Annotated in this window: 14 protein-coding genes; 4 read left to right on the forward strand and 10 right to left on the reverse strand. The window is 71.7% G+C overall.

Translation table 11 applies throughout. The annotated features are described in order from the left end of the window. Entirely contained in the window at positions 1 to 1,419 is a 1,419-nt protein-coding gene (locus B7K20_RS04410; RefSeq protein WP_084101079.1) for a phosphomannomutase/phosphoglucomutase, read from the reverse strand. 18 nt (positions 1,420 to 1,437) lie between these two features. Next, positions 1,438 to 1,797, reverse strand: a complete 360-nt coding sequence (locus B7K20_RS04415; RefSeq protein WP_084100946.1) for a DUF3499 domain-containing protein — start codon at positions 1,795 to 1,797, stop codon at positions 1,438 to 1,440. Between the two features lie 71 nt (positions 1,798 to 1,868). Between B7K20_RS04415 and B7K20_RS04420 the strand changes: the two genes are divergently transcribed. Further along, positions 1,869 to 2,273: a metallopeptidase family protein gene (locus B7K20_RS04420; protein ID WP_084100948.1), complete on the forward strand. Its 405-nt coding sequence runs from the start codon at positions 1,869 to 1,871 to the stop codon at positions 2,271 to 2,273. Here the strand turns inward: B7K20_RS04420 and B7K20_RS04425 are convergent. The 4 genes from B7K20_RS04425 to B7K20_RS04440 all read right to left on the reverse strand — a co-directional run bounded on the left by B7K20_RS04425 (position 2,255) and on the right by B7K20_RS04440 (position 8,126). Beyond that, positions 2,255 to 3,571, reverse strand: a complete 1,317-nt coding sequence (locus tag B7K20_RS04425) for a DUF5719 family protein (RefSeq protein WP_084100950.1) — start codon at positions 3,569 to 3,571, stop codon at positions 2,255 to 2,257. The two genes, B7K20_RS04420 and B7K20_RS04425, sit on opposite strands and share 19 nt — an antisense overlap. Beyond that, positions 3,568 to 6,702 carry a glycosyltransferase gene (locus B7K20_RS04430; RefSeq protein ID WP_084100952.1) on the reverse strand — a complete coding sequence of 1,045 codons (3,135 nt, stop codon included), beginning with the start codon at positions 6,700 to 6,702 and terminating at the stop codon, positions 3,568 to 3,570. The genes B7K20_RS04425 and B7K20_RS04430 overlap by 4 nt, the downstream gene beginning before the upstream one ends. A gap of 24 nt (positions 6,703 to 6,726) precedes the next feature. Next, complete coding sequence (locus B7K20_RS04435) at positions 6,727 to 7,047, reverse strand: WhiB family transcriptional regulator (protein ID WP_084100954.1); 321 nt, start codon at positions 7,045 to 7,047, stop codon at positions 6,727 to 6,729. An 83-nt stretch (positions 7,048 to 7,130) separates the two neighbouring features. Beyond that, positions 7,131 to 8,126, reverse strand: a complete 996-nt coding sequence (locus B7K20_RS04440; protein WP_234985713.1) for a glycosyltransferase family 2 protein — start codon at positions 8,124 to 8,126, stop codon at positions 7,131 to 7,133. Positions 8,127 to 8,266: 140 nt separating this feature from the next. Between B7K20_RS04440 and B7K20_RS04445 the strand changes: the two genes are divergently transcribed. Together B7K20_RS04445 and B7K20_RS04450 are read left to right on the forward strand one after the other, a co-directional pair. Beyond that, the gene (locus tag B7K20_RS04445; protein ID WP_084100955.1) at positions 8,267 to 9,529 is read left to right on the forward strand and encodes an LCP family protein; all 1,263 of its coding nucleotides are present in this window, start codon (positions 8,267 to 8,269) and stop codon (positions 9,527 to 9,529) included. Positions 9,530 to 9,681: 152 nt separating this feature from the next. Continuing rightward, on the forward strand, positions 9,682 to 10,971 hold the full coding sequence (locus B7K20_RS04450) for an LCP family protein (RefSeq protein ID WP_144018529.1): 1,290 nt from the start codon (positions 9,682 to 9,684) through the stop codon (positions 10,969 to 10,971). 75 nt (positions 10,972 to 11,046) lie between these two features. Here the strand turns inward: B7K20_RS04450 and purE are convergent, their stop codons facing one another. Continuing rightward, the gene (gene purE, locus B7K20_RS04455; protein ID WP_084100958.1) at positions 11,047 to 11,550 is read right to left on the reverse strand and encodes a 5-(carboxyamino)imidazole ribonucleotide mutase; all 504 of its coding nucleotides are present in this window, start codon (positions 11,548 to 11,550) and stop codon (positions 11,047 to 11,049) included. Beyond that, positions 11,547 to 12,692 (reverse strand): 5-(carboxyamino)imidazole ribonucleotide synthase, encoded by a 1,146-nt coding sequence (locus tag B7K20_RS04460; protein ID WP_084100960.1) that lies wholly within the window; start codon positions 12,690 to 12,692, stop codon positions 11,547 to 11,549. The genes purE and B7K20_RS04460 overlap by 4 nt, the downstream gene beginning before the upstream one ends. Between B7K20_RS04460 and B7K20_RS04465 the strand changes: the two genes are divergently transcribed. Continuing rightward, a complete protein-coding gene (locus B7K20_RS04465) occupies positions 12,691 to 13,236 on the forward strand; it encodes a GtrA family protein (protein WP_159449317.1) in 546 nt (181 codons plus the stop codon). The genes B7K20_RS04460 and B7K20_RS04465 overlap by 2 nt on opposite strands. A 12-nt stretch (positions 13,237 to 13,248) precedes the next feature. On the opposite strand, the gene B7K20_RS04470 is transcribed toward B7K20_RS04465, so the two are convergent. Together B7K20_RS04470 and B7K20_RS04475 are read right to left on the reverse strand one after the other, a co-directional pair. Then, on the reverse strand, positions 13,249 to 14,556 hold the full coding sequence (locus B7K20_RS04470; protein ID WP_084100964.1) for a HAMP domain-containing sensor histidine kinase: 1,308 nt from the start codon (positions 14,554 to 14,556) through the stop codon (positions 13,249 to 13,251). Positions 14,557 to 14,562: 6 nt separating this feature from the next. Next, positions 14,563 to 15,240, reverse strand: coding sequence for a response regulator transcription factor (locus B7K20_RS04475; protein ID WP_084100966.1), 678 nt, complete (start codon positions 15,238 to 15,240; stop codon positions 14,563 to 14,565). Positions 15,241 to 15,391 lie beyond the last annotated feature (151 nt).

Here is a 15,391-nt window from a genome sequence, read left to right on the forward strand (position 1 = left end):
TCAGGCCTGCCGGATGAGGGCGAGGGCGCGGTCGCGCACGCTCTCCATGGTCTCCTGGTCGGCCGCCTCGACGTTCAGGCGCAGCAGCGGCTCGGTGTTGGAGGCGCGCACATTGAGCCACCAGCGCGGTTCGGCGTCCCAATGCGACAGCGTCATGCCGTCCAGGTCGTCCTCGACGGCACCCTCGGCGGCGAAGGCCTCGCGCACGCGGGCGCGCGCGCCGTCCGCATCCGCGACGGTCGAGTTGATCTCACCCGACGCGATGTAGGGGTCGCACGGCGCGATCATCTCGCTGAGCGGCCCGTCCTGACGCCCGAGAGCCGCCATCACGTGCATCGCGGCGAGCATGCCGGTGTCGGCATAGAAGAAGTCGCGGAAGTAGAAGTGTGCGGAGTGCTCGCCGCCAAAAACGGCATTGAGTTCCGCCATCAGCGCCTTGATGTTCGAGTGCCCCACCTTCGAACGCATGGGCGTCGCGCCCGCGGCCGCGAGCTGTTCGGGCACGGCACGCGAGGAGATGAGGTTGTGGATCACGGTCGGCTCGCCACCGTTCGCGCGCTCCCGCGCCGCCTCCGCGAGGCCCACGAGCGTGGTGATGGCCGATGCGGGGACCACCTGACCGCGCTCGTCCACCACGAAGCAGCGGTCGGCGTCGCCGTCGAAGGCAAGGCCGAGGTCGGCGCCATGCTCGACGACGGCGGCCTGGAGGTCGACCAGGTTGGCGGGGTCGAGGGGGTTGGCCTCGTGGTTGGGGAACGTGCCGTCGAGCTCGAAGTACAGCGGGATGATCTCGAGCGGCAGTTCCGCGAGGTCCGCGGCGGTGCCAAGCACCGCGGGGACGGTGAGTCCGGCCATGGCGTTGGCGGCGTCCACGACCACCTTGAGGGGGCGAATGCCGGACAGGTCGACGAGCTCGCGCAGGAACACGCCGTAGTCGCCCAGCATCTCCTTGTCGGTGCGGGTGCCGGGGTGCTCGACGGCGGGGATGCCGTCGACGAGGTACTGCGCCGTGAGCTCACGCACGCGGCCCAGTCCCGTGGTCTCCCCCACCGCGCGGGCGAGCGGGCGGCACATCTTCATGCCGTTGTACTTGGCCGGGTTGTGCGAGGCCGTCACCATGATGCCCGGCAGCTCCAAGACGCCCGAGGCGTGGTAGAGCCCGTCGGTCGAGCACAGACCGATCTCGGTGACGTCGAGGCCGCGCTCGCGCAGGCCGTCGCCGACGGCCTGGACGAGCGCGGGACCGGAGTCGCGCATGTCGTGGCCGATGACCACGCGGGAGCCGCCCTCGGGCAGCACCACGGCATCGGCAAAGGCCGCGCCGATCGCTCGGGCAACGTCCTCGGTGAGGTCGTCGCCCACGACGCCGCGGACGTCGTAGGACTTGATGAGGCCGGAAAGGTCGGGTGCGTCGCTCACGCGCACCAGGCTAGTGCCTCAGGCGTCGGAGGACACGACGCGAAGGTGTCCGCGACGCGGCTCGGAGGCCACGGGGGCGGCCACGGGCGCGACGGGGGCGGGCGCGGGGCGTCCCGCCTCTCGCACCGCACGGGCCAGCGCGTCGAGGTCATCGGGCGAGGGGCCGGCGTCGGTGAACTCCTGGTGGATGTGCACCACGTCCCACCCGCGCGGCGCGGTGAAGCGGTCGGCGTGAAGGGCGCACAGGTCGTAGCTGTGCGGCTCCGCCTGCGCGGACAACTGTCCCACCACCACCGTCGAGTCGGCGTACACGTAGGTCAGGGTCGCGGCCGCGGCGCGGTCGCACGAGGGACGCGTGCACTGACGAGTGGACTTCACAGACGGGACGCTACCCCCGCATCGGGCCCGCCGGTTCCTGCCACGCCGTGGCTGCCGGTAGCCTCGGCCCCATGGGACGTCGCGACCGTCATGATCGGGGTTTGCGTTCGCCGCTGCTGCCGTACGACGTCCCGGCGTGGACCACGCGCGCCGAGCAGTTCGACGACCTCGTGCGCGATGCCGTCGAGCGGCTCGAGGGCCGGTGGGCGCGCGAGTGGGGACGCGTCGAGTTCGGCACCGAGGATGTCCCCGCATCGGAGCCCACGCCGTGGGAGACGGGGGTACCGCTGGGCCGGCTCTTCCCCGCAGACCTCGGCCAGCCGGCGCGCATCGTGCTGTATCGCCGGCCGGTGGAGCTGAGGGCCGACGGTGCGGAGCGAGCGGCGCTGGTGCGCGACCTTATCGCAGAGCACGTGGCGCACCTGGTGGGACGCTCCCCCGACGACATCGACCCCGATTACGGGCTGCCGACGTAGGTTCCCGGCGCGATCGTCACGAGCCTGTCCGGGACGGACGTGGGGGTCGGCGACAGGGTCGTGAGGAACCCCGCCTCGCCGTCGGCCACGGTGAGGGCCCACGCCGCGGGGCCCGTTCCGATGAGTACCGAGCCGGGCTCCGCCTCCACCTCGACACGCCGGACGGTGCCCGCGCTCAGCGGCTCGTCGACCACCACCGCTCCGTCGGCGTCGGTCAGTGTCAGCCGGGTGGACTCGGTCGCCGCCGCGACGATGCTGAGCTCTCCGCCAGGGACCACGACGGCGCGCTCGTCCGAGGTTGCCGCCTGCGCCTCGGTCCAGGCCTGGTCGAGCGCGTAGGCGACGCCCGTGTCGGCGGGGGCGTCACGCGCGACGGTGACGGACGCCGCGGCGGCAACGGGCGCATCGGCCTCAATGCGGACCGCCTGAAGGTCGCCGGCGGGTAGAGCGAGGTCCGTGACGGCGCCGGCCTCCACCGTCACGACGTCCTCGCCCAGCCATCCGCGTTCGCCGTCGGAGCCCCACAGGCTCAGCGTGACGTCGGCGCCGTCAGGCGCCACGAGACGGAGGGTGCCGGGCGCATCGGCCGTCACGGGACCGGCAATGGGCACGATGAGGTCCGTGCCGGTATGCGTGGGCGCGGCCCACTCGGTGCCTGCGGCGACAAAGCCGTTGAGGCGCGAATCTTGAAGCGCGGCGCCGACTCCCACTCCCCCGGCGACGACGTGGACGGCGAGCGCGGGGATCTCGGCCTCGATGCCCTCGAGCAGCAGCGACTGCTGGGAGTGGGGAGCGACGGACACCACGATCGCCTCGTCGATCACGCCGACGGGGCCGTGCAGGGTCACGTGGGCTCGCACCGACGCGTCGGAGGTATTCGACAGCACGAGCCGCGCGCTCGCACCCAGCGACGTGGCGCCGGCCACCAGCCACTGGTCCTGGGACGGCGCGCTACAGGCTGTGCCGGCGAGGCCCGCGATGTCGCCGCCACCCACGCGCTCCACCTGAGTGCCCCACGCGCCCGCGACCGCGTTGCCCTCACCGAGCGCGTCGCCCTCGGGTGCGGACCAGAACGTCCGGTCGTCGGATCCCGCGTCCAGGTCGGAGTCGCCGGTGTCGATGTCACCCACGGGCACCTCGAGCGGGCCCGGGCACGCCAGCGGTAGCGGGGTGGGGGCGACCGAGATGTCTCGGGTCACGGCCGGCACCTCGGCGGCCGGGCCGGGGAGGCTGGCCACGCTCACGGCGGCGACGAGGGCCGCGGTGGCAGCGGCGGGAATCAGGCGGGTCAGCCTCATGCGCGCGCCTCCTTGAAGCCGCGCGCTCGTAGGGGCACCGCGCCCAGCGCGGCCCAGACGAGGGTGGCGGCACCGAGCCACCACCACACACGGTGCGTGGTGTCGTCGTACTCGACGTGCAGGTAGCCGGCGCGGGGGACCTCGAAGGCGACCCGGCCGAGCTCGTCCTCGACACTGACCAAGGGCTCACCGTCGAGCGTCGCCGTCCACGCCTCGTCGTCGGCGACCGCGACGATGGCGGTCCCGCCCGAGCCCACGTCCACGCCGCCGCCCGAGCGCCCCATCGCGAGAGGCTCGGCGCCGCCGTCGGTGTCGAGCCATGCCCGCGCGACGGTTCCGGTGTCGCTCAGGATCCGCCACGAGGTGCCGCGGTCCGACGAGCCCAAGAGGGCGAGGTCGCCGGCCTGCGCGAGGGAGTCCTCGAGGGAGGCCGATCCGGGCACCGCGACCACGACGCCGATGCCCCACTGGGCGAGTTCCTGTCCGGCTCCGGACTCGCCGCCCAGGAGCCTGGCCACGGCGTCGTCGAGCGTGGCGAGGCCCACGACCGCGTCGCCAGACGTGCGGGCGGCAGCGCGGTCTCCCGAGACCAGCTCTCCCGCAGTCGAGACGATGTCGGTGCCGTCGTACGCGAGCACCGCCGCGGTCACCTCGCCTGGGGCGTCGCCGTCCTGCTCGCCGCCTTCTTCGAGCACCAGGACGCGCTGCCTGGCGGGCGGCTCCTGCTCGAGCGCCGCGACGAGGGGGACGACATCGCGGGAGGACAGCGCGACGGTGGCGGCATCCTCGCGGCCGGGCCAGGCAAGCGCAGCGCCGTAGCCGACCACGCCGACCGCCACGGCGAGGGTCATGGATGCGGCTCCCACGCGGACCGCGACGCGCGTCGCACCGCGCCCCACGAGCCAGGCACCGTCAAGCCCTGCCCCGGTCGCGAGAAGTACACCCAACGCGGCCACTGTCAGCCCGGGTCCCGCCCAGCCGTTGGCCGCGCCGGTGCCAGCGCCTGCATCGGGCGATAGCACCGTGGCCGCCTGCGCCACGGCCACGGCCACACCGGTGGCGACCATCGCGATGCCGGCGAGCGAGAGTTTCCAGCGACGCCCGCCCAGCACGGCGAGCGCGGCCGCCACCAGCACCACCGGCACCAGCGCTGCCGCCACGGTCGCGATGAGGGAGGGCACCCCGTCGATGCCGTCCCATGGGCTCAGCACGAGGTCGAACACGGAGCGATCGGACGGCGCCGAGGGGCCCGGCTCGCGGGCGATCACGGACCACGCGTCCGCGGTGGCGACGCCCTGCGACACCGCGGCGATCACCCCGGGCAGACCCACGACGAGGGTCGGCACGCCGATAGCCACGAAGGTCCCGCGGCGGCCGGGAGAGACGCCGGCAAGGACGGCGAGACCGACCAGGGCGGAAATCATGAGGAGTGGCGACGCGATCACGCACAGTGCGAGGGCGACCGCTCCGGCCATGCCGGCGCTCGACGAGCGCGGAGGGTGCGCGGGGAAGTGCTCCCCCGCTCCCACCCGTTCGCCGCGGTGCCAGCCGCCCGCGCGGAGAATCCCCAGCAGGGCAAGCGGGAGCAGGATGTGGACAAGGACCCCGCCGAGCCGGCCGTCTCCCACGGCGACGATGAAGGGTGGCAGCAGGCCGTAGACGAGCGCCGCGAGCACACGGAAGGTCACCGATCGGGTGACGGCGCCCGCGGTGGCCCACGCGGCGAGGCCCGCCCACAGCGGCGCGAGGGCCAGCAGCAGGCCGAGCCCCACGGCGAGGCCGCCCGGCACCAGAGCCAGCGGGACGAGCAGCGCAGTGAGGCCCCCGTCGATCGCGGGCGCTCCCAGCCCCTGCTCACTCCAGCCGCCCACGCCGCGATCCCAGAGGTCTCCCAGGGCGGCATCGGTCACTCCAAGGGCATCTCCCACGAGCATCTGGCCACGCAGAATCCCCAGGATCCAGTCACCATGGAGGACGGCGGCGGCCGCCGCGAGCAGCACCGCGGTGGCCGCGAGCGCGCGACGCATACGGCGCCGCGACAGTTCGAGTTCGCCGCGCACCACGTCCGAGGGGGCCGATGCCGCCCGCCACGTGTCGTACTCGCCCCACTGGCGCACTCTGACGTCATGGCGGACCTGGCGCGGGGTGGCCAGCAGCGCCGCCTCGGCGGCGCGGGCGCGCCGGCCCCTGCCGGCACTCGACGTGAGCCTGCGCCGCGCTCCGAACAACCGCCCCAACGACGCCACCACACGCGCGGGCACGGCGAGCTCCGCCGCCGTCATCCGCGCGTCGTTGCGGACCACACGGGTCACGGCACGCCACAGCGAGGACGCGAGCGCGGCGATCACCAAGAACGGCACCGCCCACCACGGGGCGTAGACGAGCGCGTGGAACCACTCGGCGCCGCGGCGCTCGACGTAGGTGTCGCGCCGCGACCCCTCGCGCCCGCCCCTCATCGCGTAGAGGCTCTCTTGTGCATGACGGATACGGGCGCGCGGCACCACGACCACGTCGCCGCCCGAGCGCCACACCCGGCGGCAGAAGTCGAGGCTGTCGCCCCAACCGCGATACGCGGGGTCGAGCCCCTCGAGCCGGTGCCAGGTCTCGCGCCTGACGAGCGCCCCCGCCATCGAGACGGCGAGCACGTCGTCACGCGCGTCGTACTGGCCCTGATTGACGTCATCCTCGTCGACCAAGGTGACGCGGCGAGCGCCCGTGCGGGTGGTCGTGGTGCCCAGGCTCACCAGGCGGCTGGGGTCGTCCCAGCGCACCTGCGCCGCTCCGATGACCTCGGCGCGGTGGCGCTTGCGTGCGGTCGCGGTGAGCGCGGCCAGCGCGCCCGGCAGGGGCGCGGAGTCGTCGTGGAGCAGCCACAACATCTCTCCGGCCTGACCAGGGGAGGCGGCGACGGCGGTGTCGACACCGTGGGAAAAGTTCGTGATGTCCGCGCGGATGAGGGTCGCGCGCAGCGACGCTGGGGCGACGACGTCGGGGGCGTCGGGAGCAAGGACCACGTCGACGTGGTCGGGAGCGGGATCCTGGGCGGCTAGGGCGTCGAGCACCGCGGCGAGGCGGCCCGATTGGCCGTCGCTCACCACCACCGCACGCACCGTGAGGCGCGCCAGGCTCATACCCTTCCCACGCGGACCGGCCTGCTAGACGGCGCGGCGCTTGAGTTTGCGCCGCTCACGCTCCGACAGCCCGCCCCAGATTCCAAAGCGCTCGTCGTGCTCAAGCGCATAGTCGAGGCACTCGGAGCGCACGTCGCACGACGCACACACCTTCTTGGCCTCGCGAGTCGATCCGCCCTTTTCGGGGAAGAAAGCCTCGGGATCCGTCTGGGCGCACAGCGCGCGCTCTTGCCATGCCAGGGGGCCGTCATCCTCGACACCGTCGAAGATGTCCACCACCGACGCGAGGGTCGGCGACGGCTTGCCCGCGTCCGAGGGCACTGCGCCTTCGTAGATATTCCACATAGGCTTCCCTCCGATTTCAACGCAGAAAGTGAATCTGCGTTGTAGGAATTACACCCGTGTAATCCTCATGCGTCAAGTCGAACTTAGCGAACACCGCGCAAGAATCCGCCGCCCCAGGCCAGATGCATGGTAGCGAGCACCAACGGCATGCGGAGCGCGGCGTCCGTGCCGGCGCGCGGCGCGAGGAGGGCCGATGCCCCGAGCACCCCGACAAGGTAGGCGAGGGGAAGCGCGAGGAACCAGGTCAGTGCGGCAAGGGAGGCTGCCCACCCCACGAGTCCCACCACGAGCCCACCTCCGACCGCCACAACGACCGCCGGTGCGGCGAGGTAGCGGGCCGAGCGCGTCTGTGGGTGACGGCGCACCACTTCCCGGCGCCACTGGCCGGTGCGCCAGAACTGGCGCGCGAGGTCCCGCCACGACGCGCGCGGGAAGTACGGCACCTGCATCTGCGGCACAAACCACACCGTGTAGCCCGCGTCACGCAGACGGTAATTCAGTTCCCAGTCCTGCGCGCGGACGTAGTGGGAGTCGTATCCGCCCACGTCGTCGAGTGCCGCGCGCCTGAACGAGCCCAGGTAGACAGAGTCGGCACGGCCCGAGGTGCCGCCCTGGCGGTGACCCGCTCCGCCGAGACCCCAGACCGAGGACATCGCGACCGCGACCGCCCGCTGGAACGCCCCCTCGCCCTGCGGCACCATGCGCCCGCCCACGTTCGCCGCTCGCGTGGTGCGCAGGGCGTCGACCGCGAGGTCGATGTAGCCGCGTGGCATGTGAGCGTGGCCGTCCATGCGGACGATCACGTCATGACGAGCGGCGGCGATCGCGGCGTTGAGGCCATCAGGGGTGCGCCCGCTCGGGTTGTCCACGACGGTGATGCGCGGGTCGTCCGCGAGCGCGGTCGCCACCTGGGCCGTCGCATCGGTGGAGGGCGCCACGGCAATCACCACCTCGACCTCGCCCCGATAACCACTGGCGAGGATGGCTCGCACGCTATCTCGCAGATGCGCGGCTTCGTCGCGCACCGGCATCACCACGCTGACGGGAGGGGCGGCGGTGAGGGGAGGCAGGTCGATCACACCGTGAAGCGTAGCCCGCCATCGGCGACGCCAACCGGCCGGAGCAGGGCGCGGCGAGATAGAGTGCGAAGCACCTGGTGCGAAGCACCTGGTGCGAAGCACCTGGCAATTCATCACAGCGAGCGCGAGCGGAGGCACCGATGCCCCACGACCAACAGGGCGTGGCCCAGCACGGCGCCTCGGCGTCCCGGTACGGCACGGCCACGTGGGTCGTCACCGCGGTCGCGGTCGTCCTGGCCCTCGCGATCGTGGGCCCGCTGTCGTATACGGCGCTCGCATTGAGCTCGACCGACACCGCGGATGTGCGCGACATCGCCGGCGGCGGCGACGACCCCGATGCCGCCGACATCCCCACGGACTTCGCCGGTGGCCAGGCCATCAACATCGCGCTCATCGGCATCGACTCGCGCGAGGGCGACAACTCCTCCGTGGCATCGGACGACGTCTCGGGCATGCGCGGCGACACCACCATGGTCATGCACATCAGCGCCGATCGGTCCTTCATCGATGTCGTCTCCATCCCGCGCGACTCTCGCGTCCGCATCGCCGACTGCGAGTACTACGACGGCACCTCAAAGCCCGGCTGGACGGGGAAGTTCAACGAGGCGCTGAGCTCGGGAGGCCGCTACGGCGATCGGGGTGAGGGTGCGGCGTGCGTGATGAAGACCATCACGGAGCTCACGGGGGTGCAATTCAACGGCCACTTCGCGCTCGTCGACTTCGTGGGCTTCGAGGACATGGTGGACGCGATCGGCGGGATCCCCATGTGCATCTCCCAGGACATGAGCTCGGACAAGGCCAACCTCGACCTCGAGGCGGGCGCCCAGGTCCTCGACGGCGAGACGGCCCTCGCCTTCGCCCGCGCCCGCACCGGCACCGGCTTGGGCGGCGACGGCACCGACCTCGCGCGCATCGAACGTCAACAGGAGCTGCTCACCAACATGGCCCGCAAGGTGCTCGGCATGAACCTCCTCACCAACGCCACCGACCTCAACGCGTTCCTGCGCGCCGCGCTCGACTCCCTCACGCTCGACACGGAGCTGGCCAACGCTCGCAATGCGGTGGGGCTGGCCTATAGCCTGCGCTCCTTCGACACGGCGAATCTGAACTTTTACACCGTTCCCTGGCACTATCCCGAGGATGGCACCTCGGACGTCCTGTGGACCGAGCCGGACGCGTCCGAGATGTGGCAGGCCCTCGTCGACGACGTGCCCATTTCGTCGCTTGCCGACGAGCCCGCCGTCACCGCTTCCCCGTCCCCCACGGCGTCCGGATCCGCGTCGCCGTCGGCCTCCGCCACGGCCTCGCCCGAGGCGTCCGAGCCCGCCGAGCCCGACCCCAGTGCGTCGCCCGTGCGCGAGAGCGAGCAGGACATTCTGGACTCGTGCGTGATCCCCGAGTAGCCGGATGTTCATGTGAGTCGTTGTCTATGCCGATAATGGTGGCGTAGCACCGGCGCTGCGGCATGCGAAGCGTGCGCGGAACCCGAGGCCGGTCCCGCGCGTTAGCGTCGCGTGCCGCCACCGCGCCACCAGCATCCGAGGAGGACTACCCCGTGAGCCCAGCACCCACGAGGTCACGCGCGCGCCACGGCGCCCGCACCGCGCATCGGCGCGTATTGGTCGGCCTCGCGAGCGGCGTCGCGGCCCTCGCGGGATTCGCCCTCGTCTACGGCGGCACCTCCGCCCTCCTACTGCAGGGCTCCTTCGAGACGCACGACACCAGCTCGCTGCTGGCCAGCGGCGAGGGAGAGACCGCCGTCGTCGGCGACTCCCCCAACGACTTCGCCGCGGGCGAGCCGCTCAACATCGTGCTGATCGGCACCGACGAGCGCAACGGCGAGAACGCCGAGATCGGCGGCGACGTTGCGGGCGGCATGCGCGGCGACACCACCATGGTCATGCACATCAGCGCCGACCGCTCACGTATAGACGTCGTGTCGATCCCCCGCGACTCGCGCGTGAAGATCTCCGACTGCAAGATGTACGACGGCTCCGTCGTGAAGGGCTGGACCGCGAAGTTCAATGTCGCTCTGGCCAACGGCGGCAAGAACGGCGACCGCGGCGAGGGCGCCGCATGCGTGATGCAGACCATCATGGACCTCACGGGCGTCGACCTGGGCGGCCACTTCGTCATGGTCGACTTCTCCGGCTTCGAGGACATGGTCGACGCCATCAAGGGCGTGCCCATGTGCATCACCCAAGACATGACGTCCAAGAAGGCCAAACTCGACCTCGAGGCCGGCGCGCAGGTCCTCGACGGAGAGACGGCCCTCGCGTTCGCCCGCGCCCGCACCGGCACTGGCCTGGGCGGCGACGGTACGGATCTTGCGCGCATCGAGCGCCAGCAGGAGCTGCTGACCAACACCGCCCGCAAGGTGCTCGGCATGAACTACCTCACCGACGTGTCCGAGCTCACGCAGTTTGTGCGTGCCGGCGCCGAGTCGCTGTCCATGGACTCCGAGATGGGCTCGCTGAACAACATCATCGGCCTCGCGTACTCGCTGCGGAACTTCGAGACGAGCAACCTGAACTTCTACACCGTGCCGTGGCACTACCCCGGCGACGGTCAGGGCGACGTGGTGTGGACAGAGCCGGAGGCGACGGCGATGTGGCAAGCCATCATCGACGACGTCCCGATCGAGTCGACCGACCCCACGGTCGAGAACCCGACCGCGGAGCCGTCGGCCGAACCGTCCGTCACGGCCTCGCCGGACGCCACCGCCTCGGCCGAGCCCAGCGCGACCCCGTCCGAGACCGCCACCACCCCCACGCCGTCCGTGAGCCCCTCTCCCCTGCGCGAGACGCAGGAGGAGATCCTCGAGGGCTGCGTGATCCCGGAGTAGGTCCCGGCAGTCCAGGACATGAGGAGGGCCCCGCACGCCGCCGAGCGTCCGGGGCCCTCCTCGTCTGTCGCCGTCCTACTGGCGGCGCAGCGCCTCGCCCTTGGCATAGGCGACGTCGCGCAGGTTCGCCTGGAAATCACGCATGCGCGCACGCAGGGCCTCCCCCTCGGGCCCGGGCGCGGCGCCAAGGATTCGCGCGGCCAAGAGACCAGCGTTGCGCGCGCCGCCGATCGAGACGGTCGCGACGGGGACGCCGGCGGGCATCTGGACGATGCTGAGGAGCGAGTCCATGCCGTCCAGGTGCTTGAGCGCCACCGGCACGCCGATGACCGGCAGGGTGGTCACCGATGCGAGCATGCCCGGCAGGTGCGCCGCTCCTCCCGCGCCCGCGATGATGGCGCGCAGCCCGCGCGACTCGGCGTCACGGCCGTACGCGATCATCTCCTCCGGCATGCGGTGCGCGGAGACCACGTCCTTCTCATAGGGAATCGCGAACTCGTCGAGAGCCTCGGCCGCGGCCACCATGGTGGGCCAGTCCGAGTCGGATCCCATGACGATGCCGACGATGGGGTCACTCATGCTGGTGCTCCGTCCCGCACGACGGCCGCCGCTGCCACCGCCCGCTCATAGGTCTCGGCGCGCTCGGCGCCCGAGAGATTCACGTGTCCCACCTTGCGGCCCGGGCGCACGTCCTTGCCATACAGGTGAATCTTGGCGGCGGGGTCGGACACCTCGGCCAACGCCGACTCCAGGTCGCCGCGGCGACCACCCAACACGTTCGCCATCACGGTCCACGGCTGGGTGGGGCGCGTGTCGCCCAAGGGCAGGTCGAGCACCGCGCGCAGGTGCTGCTCGAACTGTCCAGTGACCGCGCCGTCCATGCTCCAGTGGCCAGAGTTGTGCGGGCGCATGGCGAGTTCGTTGATGAGGATTCCCTCGGCGGTCTCGAACAGCTCGACGGCGAGCGCGCCCGTGACGTCCAGCTCGGTCGCAATCACCGTGGCGATGCGTTCGGCCTCGACCGCAAGCGCGGGATCGAGGCCCGGCGCGGGCGCCGTCACCTCGGAGCACACGCCGTCGCGCTGAATCGACTCGACCACGGGCCACGTGCGGGCCTCGCCCGAGGGGCGCCGCGCGATCTGGATCGCGAGCTCGCGCGTGAACGGCACCTTGGCCTCGAGCAGCAGGCGCGGCCCTCCCTCGGCGGCGGCCTCGAGCCACGCGTGAGCGTCGGCTACCGAGCGCACCACCATCACGCCCTTGCCGTCGTAGCCGCCACGAGCGGTCTTGAGGATCGCTTCCCCGCCGTGAGCATCGAGGAAGGCGGCGACGTCCTCGTCACTGCGCGCCTCGGCCCACGCGGGGTTGGGAAGTCCCAACTGGTCCATGCGCTCGCGCATCGCGATCTTGTCCTGCGCGAAGTGCAGCGCGTCGAGACCAGGACGCACGGGCACGCCCGCGGCCTCACAGGCCTCGAAGACCTCGGCGGGGATGTGCTCGTGCTCAAACGTCACGACTGCGGGGGTCGGAGCGGCGAGCAGCCGCGCGATGGCATCGGGGTCGGCGGGCAGGCCCACGACGGTCTCGTGGGCGGGCGCCGCGGCCGCGGCGGAGTCCGATTCGACGAGGACCCTCAGGGTCACGCCGAGGGCCGTCGCGGCAGGCGCCATCATGCGCGCGAGCTGGCCTCCGCCGATCACGGCGACGATGGGGGAAGTCATGGCTGCACCCTACCCGGCGCTAGGCTCGACGCTCGTGACGCTGCTCTCCCGTATCCGCGCCAGGGGCGCCGAGATCCTGCGCTTTGGCGCGGTCGGGATCGCGGGCATCGTGGTGAACCTCGGCGTCTTCAACCTGCTGCGCCTGGGTCCCCTCGCGCCCGACAGCGAGGTGGCCGGCGACGACGACCGCGTGGTGACCGCGAAGATCGTCGCGACCCTGGTGTCGATCCTGTTCGCGTGGGTTGCGCACCGCGGGTGGACGTTCCGCGGACCCAGCCGTCACCGCCCGTGGGCCGAGCTGACGCTGTTCGCGGCGATCAACGGCGTCGCCCTCCTCCTCGAGGCCGGTGTGGTCGCGGTCAGCCACCACGGGCTCGGCTTCACCTCCGCGCTCGCCGACAACATCGCCTCGATCCTGGGAATCGGCCTGGGCACGATCGCCCGCTACGCGGGCTTCTCGCTCTTCGTGTTCTCGTCGGAGGTGTCGGCGGCCGATGCTGCACTCGACCCCGCGGCCGGCCTCGACGGGCCGCCGGAACAGTAAGGACGGCCGGCGCTAGCGGCGCCGCCGCGCCCCGCCCGTACGACCGTGCGGGATGACGGTCTCGAGATCGACCATGGGCGGCACGCCCTGCAGGAAGACCGCAAACGCCGCGGGCACGCGCTGCGCGAGCTCCAGGCGGCCACCATCGGCGGTCACCAGATCGCGCGCAAGTGCGAGACCCAGGCCCGTGCCCCGGCCCGAGGTCACCTCGCGCTCGAAGATCCGAGGAGCCAACTCCTCGGGAACGCCGGCGCCCTCGTCGCGCACCTCGATGACGATCGCGTGGTTCGCGCCCGATTCGCGGGCCGCCACGGTGGTGGTGCCGCCGCCGTGATGCAACGAGTTCTCGATGAGCGTCGCGAGCACCTGCGCGAGGCCGCCGGGGGTCGCGAAGACGGTCGCACCCGTCTCGTGAATCTCCAGGCCGCGCCCCGCGGCGCGAAACGCCTGGGTCCACTCCTCGCGCTGCTGTTCGAAGACCTGCTCCAACACCACCAGCTCCGTGCCCGATCCGAGCGCGCGGCGCGAGCGGCCCAGCAGTTCGTCCACCACGCCCACCAGCCGCTCCACCTGCTCGAGCGACTTCTCGGCCTCCTCGCGCACCTCGTCCTGGGTCGACAGGGCCGCGATCTCCTCAAGCCGCATGGTGAGGGCGGTCAGCGGAGTACGGAGCTGATGTGACGCATCGGCCGCAAACTGTCGTTCCGTCGCCAGGCGAGCCGCCATGCGGTCGGCGCTGCGTGAGAGTTCCTCGGCCACGAGGTCGATCTCCTCGATGCCGGTCTTCTCGAGCCGGGGGCGCACCTGACCCGTGCCCAGCTGCTCGGCCGAGGCCGCGAGGTACACCAGCGGAGCCGTGAGCCGGTTGGCCTGCCATCGCGCCATCGCGAGCCCTGCCGCCACGGCGATCACGCCCAGACCCAGCACGAGCGCGACGAACTGCGCCGTGATCCAGAACACGTCCCACCAGTCCATGTACATGACGACCACCAGGCCGTCGTCCGTGACATGGCTGTCCGAGAAGGACCGCGTGGGCTCGACGCCCGCGGTCATCTCGGAGCCGTCGGGCAGCTGGACGTAGATGTAGCTGGGAGCGTTCGTCGCATCCGACACGTACGAGCCCAGCACGTCCTCGGTGATGGTCTCGCCCGCACGGAAGCGCACCTCGAGTGCCCGCGCGGCCGTGGTGGTGCGCAGGTCGAGGTCGCGCAGGGCGTCCTCTTTCACGATCTGCGCGGCGACCACCGCGAGGGGGATGCCCAGCAAGATGACCGCGACCGTCAGGGCCGCGATGGTGGCGCGCAGCACGCGGCGGCGCATGCGGGACTACTCGTCGTTCTCGAAGCGGAAGCCCATGCCACGCACCGTCGTGATGAAGCGCGGCGAGGCGGCGTCATCGCCCAGCTTGCGGCGCAGCCACGACACGTGCATGTCGAGCGTCTTCGACGGGGCCGAGGAGTCCGCGTCCCACACCTCGCGCATGAGGGTGTCGCGCGAGACCACCGAGCCCGCATTCGCCACCAGCAGGTGCAGCAGGTCGAATTCCTTGCCCGACAGCTGCAGCTCCTTGTCGTCGAGGAACGCACGGTGACCCGCGACGTCCACGCGGACGCCGGCCACGGCCAGCTCGCCGTTGGCGTCACCCACCAGGCGGCGGCGCAGCAGCGCGCGCACGCGCGCGAGGAGCTCGGCCAGGCGGAACGGCTTGGTGACGTAGTCGTCCGCGCCCGCGTCAAGCCCGACCACCAGGTCCACCTCGTCCGCGCGCGCGGTCAGCATGAGGATGGGCACCTGCAGCCCCTTGTCACGGATGCGGCGTGCGACGTCGACACCGTCGATGTCGGGCAGCCCCAGGTCAAGGATCACCAGGTCCGCGTCATCCGCCGCACCTACTCCTCCCATACCCGTCCCGTGCCATTCCACGTCGTACCCCTCGCGACCCAAAGCGCGGGTCAAGGGTTCTGAAATGGTCGGGTCATCTTCGACCAAGACAATTCGCGTCATGAGGACACGATACCCGGCGCGCGCGTGGACGCAACGACACCCGCGGGCGGGTGGCCGATGCCGTGGCTGGGTTGGCGGCGTCGCGGGCTTGGCAGCAACTCGCCACGGCCTCGGCGTTGCCTCGGCGGCGCCTTGCCGCGGGGCTCGGGGC

The organism is Demequina sp. NBRC 110051 (assembly GCF_002090055.1).
Taxonomy (GTDB): domain Bacteria; phylum Actinomycetota; class Actinomycetes; order Actinomycetales; family Demequinaceae; genus Demequina.

Bases quoted from the DNA above. Each gene is read 5' to 3' on its own strand.
- purE (WP_084100958.1), bottom strand. From the start codon at position 11,550: ATGAGTGACCCCATCGTCGGCATCGTCATGGGATCCGACTCGGACTGG.
- B7K20_RS04420 (WP_084100948.1), top strand. From the start codon at position 1,869: ATGGGACGTCGCGACCGTCATGATCGGGGTTTGCGTTCGCCGCTGCTG.
- B7K20_RS04435 (WP_084100954.1), bottom strand. From the start codon at position 7,047: ATGTGGAATATCTACGAAGGCGCAGTGCCCTCGGACGCGGGCAAGCCG.
- B7K20_RS04460 (WP_084100960.1), bottom strand. From the start codon at position 12,692: ATGACTTCCCCCATCGTCGCCGTGATCGGCGGAGGCCAGCTCGCGCGC.
- B7K20_RS04430 (WP_084100952.1), bottom strand. From the start codon at position 6,702: ATGAGCCTGGCGCGCCTCACGGTGCGTGCGGTGGTGGTGAGCGACGGC.
- B7K20_RS04445 (WP_084100955.1), top strand. From the start codon at position 8,267: ATGCCCCACGACCAACAGGGCGTGGCCCAGCACGGCGCCTCGGCGTCC.
- B7K20_RS04475 (WP_084100966.1), bottom strand. From the start codon at position 15,240: ATGACGCGAATTGTCTTGGTCGAAGATGACCCGACCATTTCAGAACCC.
- B7K20_RS04465 (WP_159449317.1), top strand. From the start codon at position 12,691: ATGGCTGCACCCTACCCGGCGCTAGGCTCGACGCTCGTGACGCTGCTC.
- B7K20_RS04470 (WP_084100964.1), bottom strand. From the start codon at position 14,556: ATGCGCCGCCGCGTGCTGCGCGCCACCATCGCGGCCCTGACGGTCGCG.
- B7K20_RS04425 (WP_084100950.1), bottom strand. From the start codon at position 3,571: ATGAGGCTGACCCGCCTGATTCCCGCCGCTGCCACCGCGGCCCTCGTC.